The 14,487-nt window shown below is 71.1% G+C and carries 14 protein-coding genes and 1 tRNA gene; 7 read left to right on the top strand and 8 right to left on the bottom strand.

The window, feature by feature from the left end:
- Positions 1-57 precede the first annotated feature (57 nt).
- Entirely contained in the window at positions 58-2,286 is a 2,229-nt protein-coding gene (locus tag ACWFR1_RS17940) for a transglycosylase domain-containing protein (protein WP_453552161.1), read from the top strand.
- A 148-nt stretch (positions 2,287-2,434) separates the two neighbouring features.
- On the opposite strand, the gene ACWFR1_RS17935 is transcribed toward ACWFR1_RS17940, so the two are convergent.
- On the bottom strand, positions 2,435-2,899 hold the full coding sequence (locus ACWFR1_RS17935; protein WP_453552159.1) for a GatB/YqeY domain-containing protein: 465 nt from the start codon (positions 2,897-2,899) through the stop codon (positions 2,435-2,437).
- Between the two features lie 74 nt (positions 2,900-2,973).
- Between ACWFR1_RS17935 and ACWFR1_RS17930 the strand changes: the two genes are divergently transcribed.
- From ACWFR1_RS17930 to ACWFR1_RS17920, 3 genes are all read left to right on the top strand, one after another.
- Entirely contained in the window at positions 2,974-3,912 is a 939-nt protein-coding gene (locus tag ACWFR1_RS17930; RefSeq protein ID WP_453552157.1) for a metallophosphoesterase, read from the top strand.
- Between the two features lie 17 nt (positions 3,913-3,929).
- Complete coding sequence (locus ACWFR1_RS17925) at positions 3,930-4,679, top strand: Pr6Pr family membrane protein (RefSeq protein WP_453552155.1); 750 nt, start codon at positions 3,930-3,932, stop codon at positions 4,677-4,679.
- Between the two features lie 38 nt (positions 4,680-4,717).
- Positions 4,718-4,791: transfer RNA gene (locus ACWFR1_RS17920), tRNA-Pro, on the top strand.
- Between the two features lie 112 nt (positions 4,792-4,903).
- Here the strand turns inward: ACWFR1_RS17920 and ACWFR1_RS17915 are convergent.
- Positions 4,904-5,209, bottom strand: a complete 306-nt coding sequence (locus tag ACWFR1_RS17915) for a carboxymuconolactone decarboxylase family protein (protein ID WP_453552153.1) — start codon at positions 5,207-5,209, stop codon at positions 4,904-4,906.
- A 65-nt stretch (positions 5,210-5,274) separates the two neighbouring features.
- Positions 5,275-5,655 (bottom strand): DoxX family protein, encoded by a 381-nt coding sequence (locus tag ACWFR1_RS17910; RefSeq protein WP_453552151.1) that lies wholly within the window; start codon positions 5,653-5,655, stop codon positions 5,275-5,277.
- Between the two features lie 133 nt (positions 5,656-5,788).
- On the opposite strand from ACWFR1_RS17910, the gene ACWFR1_RS17905 reads away from it, so the two are divergent.
- Positions 5,789-6,322 carry a TetR-like C-terminal domain-containing protein gene (locus ACWFR1_RS17905; RefSeq protein WP_453552149.1) on the top strand — a complete coding sequence of 178 codons (534 nt, stop codon included), beginning with the start codon at positions 5,789-5,791 and terminating at the stop codon, positions 6,320-6,322.
- Between the two features lie 31 nt (positions 6,323-6,353).
- Here ACWFR1_RS17905 and ACWFR1_RS17900 read toward each other — a convergent pair whose 3' ends face one another.
- On the bottom strand, positions 6,354-7,232 hold the full coding sequence (locus ACWFR1_RS17900; RefSeq protein WP_453552147.1) for a glycosyltransferase family 2 protein: 879 nt from the start codon (positions 7,230-7,232) through the stop codon (positions 6,354-6,356).
- 94 nt (positions 7,233-7,326) lie between these two features.
- The gene (locus ACWFR1_RS17895; protein WP_453552145.1) at positions 7,327-7,929 is read right to left on the bottom strand and encodes a gamma carbonic anhydrase family protein; all 603 of its coding nucleotides are present in this window, start codon (positions 7,927-7,929) and stop codon (positions 7,327-7,329) included.
- Positions 7,930-8,075: 146 nt separating this feature from the next.
- On the opposite strand from ACWFR1_RS17895, the gene ACWFR1_RS17890 reads away from it, so the two are divergent.
- Positions 8,076-9,269 (top strand): protein kinase domain-containing protein, encoded by a 1,194-nt coding sequence (locus tag ACWFR1_RS17890; RefSeq protein ID WP_453552143.1) that lies wholly within the window; start codon positions 8,076-8,078, stop codon positions 9,267-9,269.
- A 19-nt stretch (positions 9,270-9,288) separates the two neighbouring features.
- Here ACWFR1_RS17890 and ACWFR1_RS17885 read toward each other — a convergent pair whose 3' ends face one another.
- Positions 9,289-9,570 carry a hypothetical protein gene (locus tag ACWFR1_RS17885; RefSeq protein ID WP_453552141.1) on the bottom strand — a complete coding sequence of 94 codons (282 nt, stop codon included), beginning with the start codon at positions 9,568-9,570 and terminating at the stop codon, positions 9,289-9,291.
- A 179-nt stretch (positions 9,571-9,749) separates the two neighbouring features.
- Between ACWFR1_RS17885 and ACWFR1_RS17880 the strand changes: the two genes are divergently transcribed.
- Positions 9,750-11,588 (top strand): alkyl/aryl-sulfatase, encoded by a 1,839-nt coding sequence (locus ACWFR1_RS17880; protein WP_453552139.1) that lies wholly within the window; start codon positions 9,750-9,752, stop codon positions 11,586-11,588.
- A 49-nt stretch (positions 11,589-11,637) separates the two neighbouring features.
- On the opposite strand, the gene ACWFR1_RS17875 is transcribed toward ACWFR1_RS17880, so the two are convergent.
- Together ACWFR1_RS17875 and ACWFR1_RS17870 are read right to left on the bottom strand one after the other, a co-directional pair.
- Positions 11,638-12,645, bottom strand: coding sequence for a YdcF family protein (locus tag ACWFR1_RS17875; protein ID WP_453552137.1), 1,008 nt, complete (start codon positions 12,643-12,645; stop codon positions 11,638-11,640).
- Positions 12,646-12,754: 109 nt separating this feature from the next.
- The gene (locus ACWFR1_RS17870; RefSeq protein ID WP_453552135.1) at positions 12,755-14,209 is read right to left on the bottom strand and encodes a tetratricopeptide repeat protein; all 1,455 of its coding nucleotides are present in this window, start codon (positions 14,207-14,209) and stop codon (positions 12,755-12,757) included.
- Between the last annotated feature and the right edge of the window lie 278 nt (positions 14,210-14,487).

Raw genomic sequence — 14,487 nt, 5'->3', positions numbered from 1 at the left:
CTCCGAGAAGCACCCGCTCCTGCAGTTCGCACATCACTACGGATTAGGCTGCCCCCCATGGCAAAGAAGCGCTCGGGCGGTGGTCTGACCGGGACCCAGCAGGCCGCCAAGTTCCTCGGTGTCAGTGTGCTCTCCGGAGCCGTGCTGGCGGGCATCGCCCTGCCCGCGGCCGGAGCACTCGGCTTGGCCGCGAAGGGCACGGTCGAGGGATTCGACGAGATTCCCTCGAACCTGAAGACCCCGCCGCTGAGTCAGCGCACCACCATTCTCGACGCCGAGGGCGGCCTCCTCGCCACGGTGTACTCGCGGGACCGGAAGGTCGTCCCGCTGGACAAGATCTCCCCGTACATGCAGAAGGCGATCGTCGCGATCGAGGACGGCCGCTTCTACGAGCACGGGGCGATCGACCTCAAGGGCGTGCTGCGCGCGATCAACCGCAACGCGCAGTCCGGCGGGGTCGCGCAGGGCGCGTCGACGCTCACCCAGCAGTACGTGAAGAACGTCTTCGTCGAGGAGGCGGGTGACGACCCCGAGAAGGTCGCGCAGGCCACCCAGCAGACCATCGGCCGCAAGGTCCGCGAGCTGAAGTTCGCGATCCAGGTCGAGGAGGAGCTGGGCAAGAAGAAGATCCTCGAGAACTACCTCAACATCACGTTCTTCGGGCAGCAGGCGTACGGCATCGAGGCCGCCTCCCAGCGGTACTTCTCCAAGCCCGCCGCCAAGCTGGACCTCGGCGAGTCGGCGATGATGGCCGGTCTCGTCCAGTCGCCGAGCCGCTACGACCCGATCAACGACATCCAGGAAGCCACCAAGCGCCGCAACGTGGTCCTCCAGCGGATGGCCGACGTGAAGGACATCAGCCAGGCGGAGGCGGACAAGGCGAAGGCCGCGCCGCTCAAGCTGAAGGTGAAGACGCCGAAGAACGGCTGCATCACCGCCGTCGACGGCGCCGGCTTCTTCTGCGACTACGTCCGCAAGACGATCCTGAGCAGCCCGGTCTTCGGGAAGACGGCCGAGGAGCGGCAGAAGCTGTGGAACCTCGGCGGTCTCACCGTCAGGACCACGCTCTCCCCGAAGGCACAGGCCGCGGCCAACGAAGCCGCAGTGGCCAAGGTCAACAAGGACGACGGGGTCGCGACCGCCGTCGTCCAGGTCCAGCCCGGCACCGGCAAGATCCTGTCGATGGGCCAGTCCCGCCCGTACGGCCTGGACCAGAAGCAGCACCAGACGACGCTCAACCTCGCCGTCGGCAGCAAGATGGGCGGCACCACGTACGGCTTCCCGGTCGGCTCGACCTTCAAGCCGATCACGGCCGCCGCCGCCCTGGAGAAGGGGCTGAGCCCGGCGCAGAGCTTCGACACGCCGTGGAAGATCTCCATGAAGGAGAACGACTACACGCGCTGCGACGGCAAGCCGGCGGGCTACGCCGACTGGTCCGTCCAGAACGAGCTTCCGTCGGAGAAGGGGGCGTACGACATGACGAGCGCCCTCGGGAAGTCCATCAACACGTACTTCGCCAAGCTGGAGCAGATGGCCGGCCTGTGCGAGACGCTGACGATGGCGAACAAGGTCGGCTATGAGCGTGAGCTGGGCAAGCGCATCGCGCAGAGCCCGTCGGCCACGCTCGGCAGCCTCGAGAGCACCCCGCTCGACATGGCCTCCGTCTACGCCACCTTCGCCAACCGCGGCATGTACTGCGTCCCGGTCGCCATCGAGTCGATCCGGAACGCGTACGGCGAGAAGCTCAACGTGCCGCAGACCAAGTGCACGCGCGCGATGTCCGACCGCACCGCCGACACCATCAACCAGATGCTGAAGGGCGTGGTCGAGGACGGCACCGGTACGCGGGCCGGTCTGACCGACCGGGACAACGCGGGCAAGACCGGTACCACCGAGGGCCGCAAGGACGCCTGGTTCGTCGGTTACACGCCGGACCTGTCCACCGCCGTCTGGGTCGGCGACGACGTCGGCAAGCGCGACGAGATGTTCGACCTCACCATCGGCGGCGTCTACTACGACAAGGTCTGCGGTGGCTGCCTCCCCGGCCCGATCTGGCGGATCGCCATGACGGGCGCCCTGGGCGACGAGAAGCCCGGCTTCAACCCCATCTCCGTACCGCGGGCCGAGAAGCCCAAGGAGAAGGAGGGCGAGGAAGGCCCGAACAAGCCGACGAAGCCGGGTGACGCCAAGCCGGGCGACACGAAGCCGCCGACGAACCCGTTCCCCGGGATCACGCTCCCGCCGGACATGTTCGGCGATGGCAACCGCCGCGGCGGAAACCGCTGACGTACGGATAAACGGATAGGACGAAGGGCGCCCCACGAGAAGTGGGGCGCCCTTCGTCGTACGTGCGCGGTGTCGGCGTACGTGCGCGGTGTCGGCGTACGCGGTCGGTGTCGGCGTACGCGGTCGGTGTCAGCGTACGCGGTCGGTGTCAGCTCGCGAGGAGCTTCTTCACCGAGGCGGCTACGCGGCCGCCGTCGGCCTGGCCCGCCACCTTCGGGCTCACGATCTTCATGACGGCGCCCATGGCACGCGGCCCCTCGGCTCCCGCCGCCTTCGCCTCCTCGACGGCCGCCGCGACGATCCCGTCGAGCTCCTCGTCACTGAGCTGCTTCGGCAGGTACGCGTCGAGGAGGACGCCCTCCGCGCGCTCCCGCTCCGCGGACTCGGCACGGCCGCCCTGGGCGAAGGCCTCCGCGGCCTCGCGGCGCTTCTTCGCCTCCTTGGCGATCACCTTCAGCACCTCGTCGTCGGAGAGTTCGCGCTTGGACTTGCCCGCGACCTCCTCCATGGTGATCGCGGTGATGGTCAGCCGCAGGGTCGAGGAGCGCAGTTCGTCGCGCCCCCTGATCGCGGCGTCGAGGTCGGCCTTGAGCTTCTCCTTGAGCGTGGTCATGGGGTCAAGTGTGGCAGGTGCCCCACCCCACCCGCCCGCACATTTCCACCCGCCGGGTCTGCGACGATGGTGCGATGCGCGCACGGTACGGGATCCCCCTGAAGGTCACGGCAGGTCTCACGGCGACGGCCGCGGCCGGAATCGTCTACGCGGCCGGCTTCGAGGCCCGCTCGTTCCGGCTCCGCCGGGTGACGGTGCCCGTACTCCCGCGCGGCATGCGCGACCTGCGGGTCCTTCAGGTCTCCGACATCCACATGGTGAGCGGCCAGCGCAAGAAGCGGGCCTGGCTCCAGTCGCTCGCGGGGCTCCGCCCGGACTTCGTCGTCAACACCGGCGACAACCTCTCCGACCCCGACGCCGTGCCGGAGGTCCTGGACGCGCTCGGCCCGCTGATGGAGTTCCCGGGCGTGTACGTCTTCGGCTCCAACGACTACTACGGGCCGAAGCTGCGCAACCCCGCCCGCTACCTCATGGAGAAGGCCCAGGGCCGCCACGGCCTCAACGGCAACAAGCCCGTCGTCGGCGCCGTCCACAACCCGTGGGAGGGCATGCGGGACGCCTTCGACGCGGCGGGCTGGGTGGACCTCACCAACACCCGCGGCACGCTCAAGCTGCCCGAGGCCGCACTGGCCTTCACCGGCCTGGACGACCCGCACATCAAGCGCGACCGGTACGAGCGGGTGGCCGGCGGCCCCGACACCTCGGCGGACTTCACGGTGGGCGTCGTCCACGCCCCGTACCTGCGCTCGCTCGACGCCTTCACGGCCGACGGCTACGAGCTGATCCTCGCCGGGCACACCCACGGCGGCCAGCTGTGCATCCCCTTCTACGGGGCGCTCGTCACCAACTGCGACCTGGACACGGACCGCGTGAAGGGGCTCTCCACGCACACGGTCGGCGACCACACCTCCTACCTGCACGTCTCGGCGGGCTGCGGCACCAACCGGTTCACCCCGGTCCGCTTCGCCTGCCCGCCCGAGGTCACCCTGCTCACGCTGACGGCGCGCGCCTAACCACCTACGGTGGGGGGATGCTCACGCCGCCCCCCTCCACGGGTTCGTCGCCCGTACCCGCCTCCGCCGTCGTACCCCCCGCCCAGCGCCGCCCCTACGCGGCGGCCTTCCGGGGCCTGATCGCCCTGTGCGCGGCGACGGGAATCGTCATCGAGTGCGTCCACGGAAGCGTGCTCGTCGTCCTGAGCTTCTTCACGATCTGGTCGAACATCCTGGTCGCCGTGGTGTTCGGCTGGGGCGCCGTCCGCGCCTGGAGCCGCCGCCCGCCGCTCCCCGCGCTGTGGACCGGCGGCGCCCTGCTCTGCATCTCGGTGGTCGGCCTCGTCTTCCACCTGGTCCTCGACAACGAGGCGAGCGAGTTCAACCAGGCCGCCGAGATCGCCCGTCTCACCGGCGCGAAGGCCGTCGCCAACCAGCTGCTCCACACCGTCACCCCGATCGGCGCGGCGCTCGACTTCCTGCTCCTCACCCTCCCCGGCGCCCTCCACTGGCGCTACGCCGCCCGGTGGCTGGCGGCCCCGGGCCTCTACTTCGTCTTCGCCCTGATCCGCGGCGAGCTGATCTCCCCGGACGCCCCCACCCGCTACACGTACCCGTTCCTCGACGTCACCGCCCACGGCTACGCCGGCGTCCTGACCAACGCGGTCGTGCTGGGCGCGGGCTTCTACGTCCTGGGCCTCGCGATCGTCGGCCTCGACCGCGTCCGACCTGCGGTGCGGCTCTCCGAAAACCGGATTTCGCCTCAGCGCGCGCGTGGGCTAAAGTAAGCGATGTCGCCGCGACGTGAAGAACAGAGCAGCGACATCGGGGTGTAGCGCAGCTTGGCAGCGCGCTTCGTTCGGGACGAAGAGGTCGTGGGTTCAAATCCCGCCACCCCGACAGCCGTAAGACCAGGTCAAGGGCCTGATTCGAGAAATCGAATCAGGCCCTTGACTGGTTTCCGGGGTCGACGGTCATCAGGTCGCGGGCCCCGGCGGATACGCCTGCCGGCTCACTCGCTCGCCGTGTAGTACGGCGTCTCGCGCCAGGCCGCGACCGCGGATATCCGCTCCTCGCTCATACCGGCCTTGCGTGCCTGCTCCGCACCGGCGTCCACGCAGTATCCGCATCCGTTGATCTGGCTCGCGCGCGGGTGCACCAACTCCAGGGTGGCGTCGGGCACACCACCCGCGCGGGCGCTCTTCATGAGCTGGTGGATGTCCTGCACCACGCCGGGGAGGACCATCGCCGGGTTCTTCATCCGCGGCTTGACGGCCACGGGTGCCTCGGTGGCCTGGTTCGCATACTCGGGGGTCATGACGTGCGCTCCTTGGTGTGCTCCGTCTGATCGGTGTGGCGGTGGTGCCCCGCATGTGTCGACGGTCAGGCGAAGGACTCCGGGCCGAATCGGCCCCAGGCCACGAAGACGGCCATGGCGAGGTAGAGCACCTCGGCAACGGCCGTGGCCCACAGACCGCGCCTGACCCGGACGACTATCGCCCCGACGAACAGCAGGGCCACGCCGGTCGCGGCCACAGGAACCAGGGTCGGCGCGATGCCGAGTACAGCGGGCAGGATCAGGCCCATCGCGCCCATGAGGTCCACGACCCCGAGGGCCTTCAGCGCGGCCGGACTGAAATCCTCGGCCCACGCGGCGAAGCCTCCCGCGGCCAGAATCTTCTCTTTCGGGATCACCAGCTTGGCGCTGCTGGCGAAGAGCGCGGCCGCCAGCACGCCGGCGACGATCCACAGAGCGACGTTCATGGTCGAGAGCCCCCAGGCTTCGTGTCGGAATCGGTTCTCACGTCTCTGACGGCCGGCGGCAAGGAAAGGGAACACGTGGATGGCGACTCGTTGCTCGCGAAGCGGTTCGAGAGCACGGTCAGGGCTTGACGACGTGCAGCACCCGCAGGCCGCGGGGACCCACTTCGTCGTGGTGGACCAGCCACTTTCCCGCCGGGCAGGCGTGGGCAAGCACACGGTCCACCGCCGCTGGCCGTCCAAGGCCGCCCTGATCTTCGATGCGCTCGGCCATGCCTGGACCACTGGCCTGGACTACCGCGATACCGGGGATGTCCGCGCGGACCTCCGCGCACAGTTCCTGCGCTCCAGCGCAGCGCTCAGCGAGCCACCTCTCGGACCGCTCCACCGTGCCGTGATCGCCGAAGCGCAGGCGGATCCCGACCTGCGGGCAGACCTGCACCAGCGTTTCCTGGCCACCGTCGAACAGCGCGCCTTCGACCGCGTCACGCGCGCTCAGCGCGCCGTCGAACTGGCCGCTGACGCGGACCTGGCCTTCCCCACCGAAGTCCTGTGCGGCACCCTCTACTACCGCTACCTGCTCTCGAACCGGCCCGTCGGCCCAGCCGAGGTCGACGCGCTGATCGAGATGTTCCTGCTCGCGTACGGGACCCGCGGAACCCGCGGCTGAGCCCTGCCAGGTACCACCTTCCGTCCCGGCGTCAGATGATCGGCGGGCGGCCCAGGCGGGTCATGCGGGCGACTGTGGACCAGCGCATGGGGTGGCGGGGGCCGCAGGGGCGGCGGACGCCCTCGGCGAAGCCGGCGAACCAGGCCGCGAGGCCCGGGGCGGAGCGGGTGCGGGCCAGGGTCAGGAGGGTCCAGACGCCGAGGTAGACGGGGACCAGCGGGACGGGGAGGTTGCGCTTGGCCAGCCAGACGCGGTTGCGGGCGGTCATCCGGTAGTAGACGGCGTGCCGGGCCGGGCTGGTCTTCGGGTGCTGGAGCAGGAGTTCCGGCGCGTACAGGACCTTCCAGTCCGCGTCGAGGGCCCGCCAGGCGAGGTCGGTCTCCTCGTGGGTGAAGAAGAAGTCCTCCGGCCAGCCGCCGATCCGGTCGAGCATCGCCATCGACAGGCCGTGGCCGCCGCCGAGGAACGTCGTCACCTCGCCGCCGATCAGCGGGTCCTTCGCCCCGAGGCGGGGGACGTGGCGGCGCTGGGTCTCGCCCGTCTCGTCGGCGATGCGGAACGACACGATCCCGAGGGCCGGGTCGGCCTCGTACAGGTCCGCGAGGCGGCGCAGGACGTCCGTGTCGACGAGCAGGCCGTCGTCGTCGAGGTCCACCACCACGTCCACGTCGCCGAACGCGCGCAGCGTGTCGATGGCGACGTTCCGGCCACCCGACACTCCCCTGTTCTCGGGCAGTTCGACCCCGGTGACGCCTTCGGGGAGCTCCGGGAGCGAGCCCGTGCCGTTGCCGACGACGACGATCCGGGCAGCCGGTTCGTCCTGCCTGGCCACGGCGTCGAGCAGAGCCCGCAGCTCGTCGGGGCGCGAGCCCATGGTCAGTACCGCCACACCCGTACGAGGTCGTGCCACGACCCACTCCGTCCCACACTCGGCGACAACGCCGTGATGCTAACGGTCGGGCGTCACCTTCCGTTCACCCGTGTCACGTGCGGCGGCCAACTCCTCAGAGCTGCCGGTCTTCCCGGTGGCGGGCCAGCGCGCGGCCGTAGCGTTCGGAGACGGCCGGCATGAGGCTCTCGCCCTCCGCCGGGCGGTCCAGGCCGAAGACGTAGCCGGGGAAGTCCAGCTCCCTCTGCGTCTCCCAGATCTCGCCGTGGTCGTTCGGCGGGAGGATCCGCGCCGGGTCGCCGACCGCCACCCAGCCGATCGGCACCGTCGCGTCGGCGGGGAGCACCGTCCGCAGGTGCACGATCCCGTTGATACGGACCTCCGAACGCGCGCCGATCCGGGCCCCGTTGAACACCCGGCTGCCCGTCGCGAGGAAGACGTCGTCCTCCACAGTGCAGCCGGCGAGGGACGACGCCGGGCCGACCAGGACGTGCCGGCCGAGGGTAAGGGGGTCGCGGCGGGTGCCGCGCAGGACCGCGTTCTCCATGACGATGCAGCCCTCGCCGAGCTCCACCGGGCCGCCCTCGGCGGTCAGTACGGCTCCGAAGAGGATCCGGCAGTCCGCGCCGACGCGCACGTCGCCGGAGAGCGTCGCCGTCGGGGCCACGTACGCGGTCGGGTGGACGGTCGGCGCGTGGCCGTCGTGTTCGATCAGCATGCCGCCATCATCCCCGGAGGGGTGGGAGGCGGTTCGGGGAGGGTGGGGGCGGTTCGGAGGGGGCGCGCGGCGAGGGGCGTCGGGTGGCGGCTCTACGCTGGTTCCCTTCCGTCAAGTTGATCGATCGTCGAAAGGGTGGTCTCCAGGTGCTGGTCGCGGACCGATATCGGCTTCATGTGTGTATCGGCCGGGGCGGTATGGGCGAGGTGTGGCAGGCCACCGACGAGGTCCTCGGGCGGTCCGTGGCAGTCAAGCTGATGCTGGGCCACGGCTCCGACCCGTCCGCGAGCGACCGCTTCCGGCTGGAGGCGCAGACCGCCGCCCGGCTGAGCCACCCGCACGTGGTGGGCGTCTTCGACTTCGGTACGTGGGACGGGAAGCTGTACCTCGTCATGGAGTTGGTCGAGGGCGACAGCCTCGCCGGCAGCCCGTCCGATCCGCTGGTCCTGCCGGCCGAGCGGGTCGCCGTGGTCGCCGCGCATGCCGCCGCCGGGCTCGCCGCCGCCCACCGGCAGGGGGTCGTGCACCGCGACATCAAGCCGGGGAACCTCCTGGTCGACGCCGACGGCACGGTCAAGCTGGCCGACTTCGGCATCGCGCGGTTCGTCGACGATCCCTCCGGGGCTCTCACCACGACCGGCCAGATCGTGGGCACCGGGCTCTACCTCGCGCCCGAGCGCGCCCTCGGGCAGTCCGCTTCGTCGGCATCCGACGTGTACTCGCTCGGGTGCGTGCTCTACCAACTCCTCACCGGACGCCCGCCGTTCCGCGCGGACACGGCCACCGCCCTGCTGTACCAGCACATCGACACAGCGCCGATGCCGCCCGGCCGGCTGGGCGTGGCGCTGCCGCCCGTCTTCGAGACGTATCTGCTGAGCCTGCTGGCCAAGCAGCCCGAGCAGCGGCCCTCGGCGCAGGCGATCGCGGACTGGTTCTCCTCCGGCGCCTGGCGCGGCTATCCGCAGCAGGCCCCTCAGCAGGCGCATCAGCCTCAGCAGGCGCGCCCGTCACACCAGTCACACCAAGCGCGCCCGTCACATCAGGCGCACCAGCTTCCGCAGCACGTCCAGCCCCAGCAACACGCGCCTACCTCACACGCCCCGCGGCCGCCCGCGCACCACACGGCTCCCGCGCATCAGCCTCCGCACCAGCCCGCGCCCCGGCAGGTGCCCGCCGCCGCACCAGCCTCACGGCGGCGCGAGCGCCCCGCCGGCGGCAGCGGGCCCAGCACCGGCGGCCTCGCCGAGCTGTCCCGGCGCCGTCCCCGCAAGACGGCCGCCGTCGCCGGGGCCATCGCCTTCGTGGTCTTCCTGGTCATCGGCATGGCCCTGCTCTCCTGAGGAGCTCCTCAGGAGCCCCTCAGTACAGTCTCGGCGCCATCACCTGCGGCTCCCCGTCCGCCCTCGCGAGCAGCAGGCAGCGCGGTACGCCGGGCCCCGGCGTCGCCCGTACGGAGACGGCCGTCGGCGGGTCGGTCGGCAGCTCGATCGGGATCGTGACCGGCCGGTCGTCCTTCGTCGTGGCGTACCCCGTCTCCTTGCCGTCGACGAGCACCTCGACGACGGGTGAGTGCCCGGTCTGGACGGTCACGGAGACCGAGTGGCCGAGGTAGTCGATGTGGAAGTGGTGGCGTCGCCTCATGGGGCACCTCCGTACCTCCAGAGTAGGTACACCCCGTCGCTCCCGCCGCTCCCACCGCTCCCACCGCTTCCGCGGCCTCGCGGTCTCACGGATCCGCTCCGAAGTGCGGTCGTAGGGGCCCGGTGTTCAGATGGATCGGAACGCCGATCACCGCCCTCGCGGAACGGAGCACCCCGTACATGAGCGACCCCCTGCCCTCCTTCGAGGACACCACCGACTTCGAGAACGCGGACAGGGGCTTCATCGGCGCCCTGGTGCCCGGCTCGGTCACGGCCGCCGACGGCCGGACCGTGTGGGACGGAGACGCGTACGACTTCCTGAAGGCGGAGTGCCCCGACACCGCGCACCCCAGCCTCTGGCGCCAGGCCCAGCTCTGCTCCCGCCAGGGTCTGTACGAGGTCACCGCCGGCATCTACCAGGTGCGGGGCCTCGACCTGTCCAGCATGACGATCGTCGAGGGCGAGCGCGGGATCATCGTCATCGACCCGCTCATCTCCACGGAGACCGCCGCCGCCGCGCTCGCGCTCTACAAGGAGCACCGCGGCGACCGGCCCGTCACCGGCATGATCTACACCCACTCGCACGGCGACCACTTCGGCGGCGCCCGCGGCATCCTGCCCCACGGCACCGAGAACGGCGTGCCCATCATCGCCCCGGCCGGCTTCCTGGAGCACGCGGTCAGCGAGAACGTGTACGCGGGCAACGCGATGACCCGCCGCGCGGCCTACATGTACGGCGCGAACCTGCCGAAGGCCCCGGACGCCCAGATCAGCGCCGGCCTCGGCCAGACCACCTCCCTCGGCACGATCAGCCTCATCCCGCCGACCGTGGACATCACGGACACCGGCCAGGAGGTGACGGTCGACGGCGTGCGGATCGTCTTCCAGCTGACCCCGGGCACCGAGGCCCCGGCCGAGATGAACTTCCTCTTCCCCGGCCTCCGCGCCCTGTGCCTGGCCGAGAACGCCACGCACAACATGCACAACATCCTGACCCTGCGCGGGGCGGTCGTCCGCGACTCCCGCGTCTGGGCCGCGTACCTCGACGAGGCGATCGAGTACTTCCACGGGATGTACGACGTCGGCTTCGCCTCCCACCACTGGCCGACCTGGGGCCACGACAACGTGGTGCGGTTCCTGACCGAACAGCGGGACCTCTACGCGTACATGCACGACCAGACGCTGCGGCTGCTGAACGAGGGGCTCACCGGCCCGGAGATCGCCGAGGCGATCGAGCTGCCGCCGGCCCTGGCCGCGTCCTGGCACGCGCGCGGCTACTACGGCTCGCTGAGCCACAACGCCAAGGCGATCTACCAGCGCTACCTGGGCTGGTTCGACGGCAACGTCGCCCATCTCTGGGAGCACCCGCCGGTCGAGACGGCGAAGCGGTACGTGGCCCTGGCGGGCGGTCCCGCCGAGATGCTCGTCAAGGCCCGTGAGTACGTCGATGCGGGCGACCTGCGGTTCGCGGCGACCCTGCTCAACCACCTGGTCTTCGCCGAGCCCGGGAACATCGAGGCGAAGGAGGCCCTGGCCTCGGTCTACGACCGGCTGGGGTACGGCTCCGAGAACGGCACCTGGCGCAACTTCTACCTCACCTCGGCGCTGGAGCTCCGCGAGGGCATCGTCAGGACGGACCTCGACACGTCCAACCCCGAGATGGCGATGGCCCTCACCGTCCCCATGCTCCTCGACTCGATCGCCGTACGGATCGACGGGCCGCGCGCCTGGCACGAGGAGCTGACCGTCGACCTGGTCCTGACGGACGGCCCGACGGGCGCGGGGACGCGGCGCCGCCTCACCCTGCACAACGGCGCTCTCACGCACCGGGAGATCTCCGAGCCCCGCACGGCCGCCGGGCTCACGCTCACGCTGGCCAAGCCGCAGCTCCTCGGCCTGCTGGCGGGCAGGACGGTCCAGGAGCTCGGGGTCGGCGTGGAGGGCGACCTGGCGCTGCTCACACGGCTCCTCTCGTACGTGACGACGCCCGACCCGCAGTTCCCGATCGTCACCCCGTGACCGGCCACGGGGCCCATGGGGCCCGGTGGGGCGGCCGGACGCCGGACGGTCAGCGCACGAACCACGCCAGTACGCCGAGCAGGATCAGGCCCGCGCAGATCCCGAGGTTCACCACCTTGTACTGGAGGAAGACGGCGACGAACTCGCGCATGGTCGCCGACGGCCAGAAGTAGGCGGCGGTGGGCGAGCCGACGACCTGGCCGTCCACGCCCGCCTTCCGGGCCATCAGCGCGGCCCGGAAGGCGTGGAAGTTGTTGGTGACGATCACGCAGGAGGAGCCGGGTCTGTCCCGCTCCATCAGTTCCTTGCTGAAGAGCATGTTCTCCTCGGTCGTGCGCGAGCGGTCCTCGCGCACGACCGACCCGGCCGGAAAGCCCCGCTCGACGAGGTAGTCGGCCATCGCGTGGGACTCGGGGAGCTCCTCGTCGGGGCCCTGGCCGCCCGAGACGACGAGGACGGGCGCGTCCCCGGCGCGCGCGGCCAGCGTCTCGTACACCTGCCGGCCCCGGTCCAGGCGGCTCGCGAGGAGCGGCGGCACACGGCGACCGCCGATGAGCCCGGAGCCGAGGACGACCACGTAGTCGGCGTCGCGGCGGAGCCGCATGCGGCCGTACAGGAACGCGTAGCCGACGAAGCAGAGGAACAGGAACGAGACGTAGCCGAGCACGAGCAGGGTGGTGACGGCGATCAGGCCGAGGGCCGGCGAGTGCGTGAGGACCGCCGCCACCATCAGGCCCATCACCCCGAACATGCCGAGGCCCGCGAGGAGCGAGAGCAGGTTCGCCGGGCGTCTGCCCTCCTTGCGGACCATCTTCACGCCGTTCGCGCAGAGCAGGCCGGCGAGCACGACCGGGCCGAGTCCGAGCACCAGCAGGACCAGGATCATCACGGTCTCGGAGACGCCCGGCGGGGCGGCGTCGATCTCCGCGAGGAGACCGAGCCCGAGGAAGGTGACGGCCAGGCCGAGGTACACGGCATTGCCGAAGCGGCGCCGGTCGCGCAGCACACCGGCCCCGAAGAGCAGCAGGAAGACAGCGGCTACGACGAAGGCGAACATTCCGACATCGTAGACACCGCGACTGACAATCCGACCGTCGACGGAGCGCGGGGGCCGGGGCCGGTGGCCGGTGGTCGGGGTCGGTGGTCGGGGCCGGTGGTCGGGGGTCCTATGCCTCGTTCGCCAGGGCGAACAGGCCTCGGCGGGCGCCCTCTTCGTACGCGCGGCGCAGCTGCCGGTCGTCGAGCAGCCTCCGCAGCAGCCTCTCGCTGCGGTCGCGTGAGGTCACGCAGCACTGCGCGGGGCGGTACGTCCCCTCGAAGACCGAGGACCGCAACAGATCGGCCGCGCCCAGGAGATGGGCGGCGGAGGTCATCCGACCGACCATGACCCGCATCTGGGCGAGGAGTTCGGCCGCGCAAGCCGCCCCGACCGCGGTGCCGAGGGCCAGATGCGCGCGGAGCGCGCGCCGGGCGTGTTCGGCGGCCCGCTCGCGTTCCCCGTCCCAGGCGAGGAGTTCGGCCCGCGCGTGGTGCGCCCAGGCGTCGGCCCACAGGTCGCGCCCGGTCCAGGGCCGCCGTCCCGCCGCCTCCGCGACCGACTGGTCCAGGGCCTCCTGCGCGGCCTCCGGGTCGGTCCGGCTGAGGGTGAGGGCGAGCGCGACCCAGCACAGCTCGCGGCTGGGCCCGGACTCCGGGTGCTCCTCCATGAGGGTGAGCGCCTCCCGGAACTCGGCCGCCGCCTCGCGCGTGCGCCCCTGGAAGAGGGCGGTCGCGCCGCGCAGATGGGCCAGCATCCCGAGGCACCGGTCGTCCCCGTCCCGTACGGCCGCCGCCCAGGACTGGACGAGGAGCGGGTCGGCGTCCTCGGGGCGGCCCGACTCCAGCTCCAGATAGGCGGCGAGCCACAGGGCGCGCGCGGGCGCCGGGCCGGAGTGCAGGGAGAGGGCGTGGCGCAGCCGGGTCCGGCCCTCGGCGACCCGCCCGCAGGCCACCCACAGGAACCACAGGGAGACCGCGATCTCGACGGACGTCCCGGCCTCGGCGCTCGGCGAGGGCGGGGCGGTCGTCGGGTCCATCGCGGCGACCAGGTCCGGCAGCTCCCGCAGGGCGAGGTTCCTGGCGTCGATCTGACGGCCGCTCCGCCACCAGTCGGCGGCCTGCCGGGCCAGCTTCACGCACCACCTCCGGTGGTGCAGGACGACGGTCCAGCGGTCGCCGCGTTCGGCGAGGCGGCGGGCGCCGACGGCCCGCATGGGGTGCGGCATCCAGTAGCGGGGCGCTCCGTCCTCGCCGTCGAACAGGTCGTCGACGGGGAGGAGTGCGAGCGGTGCGAGCCGGTCGAGGGCCGCCTGGATCTCCCCGGCGGGCAGGGTCCCGGAGGCGCAGACCTCGCGGACGGCCTCCCGGCCGAAGGCTCCCTCGAAGACGGAGAGCCGCTCCCACAGGAGGCGTTCGACGGGGCCGCACTGCGCGTACCCCTGCTCGGCGGCGGCCAGTTGGTCGGGACCGACCGGTTCGCCCCACAGCGGTTCGGTGTCCGGCGCCTCCCCCGCCCGCGCGCTCCCGGTGGTCCCCGGGATCTCCTGGATCTCCTGGAAGTCCGGGAAGTCCGGGAACTCCACGATCCCCGCAATCCGTTTACTTCCGGGGATCCCCGCGCTCCCCGAATTCACCCTCCTCCTTGTGCTCCTCGTACTGCTCGCGCTCCGCGGGCTCCTCGGATTCCCCATGTGCCCCATGGATTCCATCCCCCGTACCACCTTGTCCTGTTCTGTCCCGTCCTGGTCCTGTCCGAAACTGTGACGTATGCCTGCCTTAATGGCGAACAGTCGCCGTCACGGCTTGAATGCATATGCCTCAGTCCACATCCTGGGGCGCCCTGGCGCCCACACCCACGGTT

The organism is Streptomyces sp. NPDC055103 (genome assembly GCF_053607625.1).
This window is presented reverse-complemented; position numbering and strand designations above follow the sequence as displayed.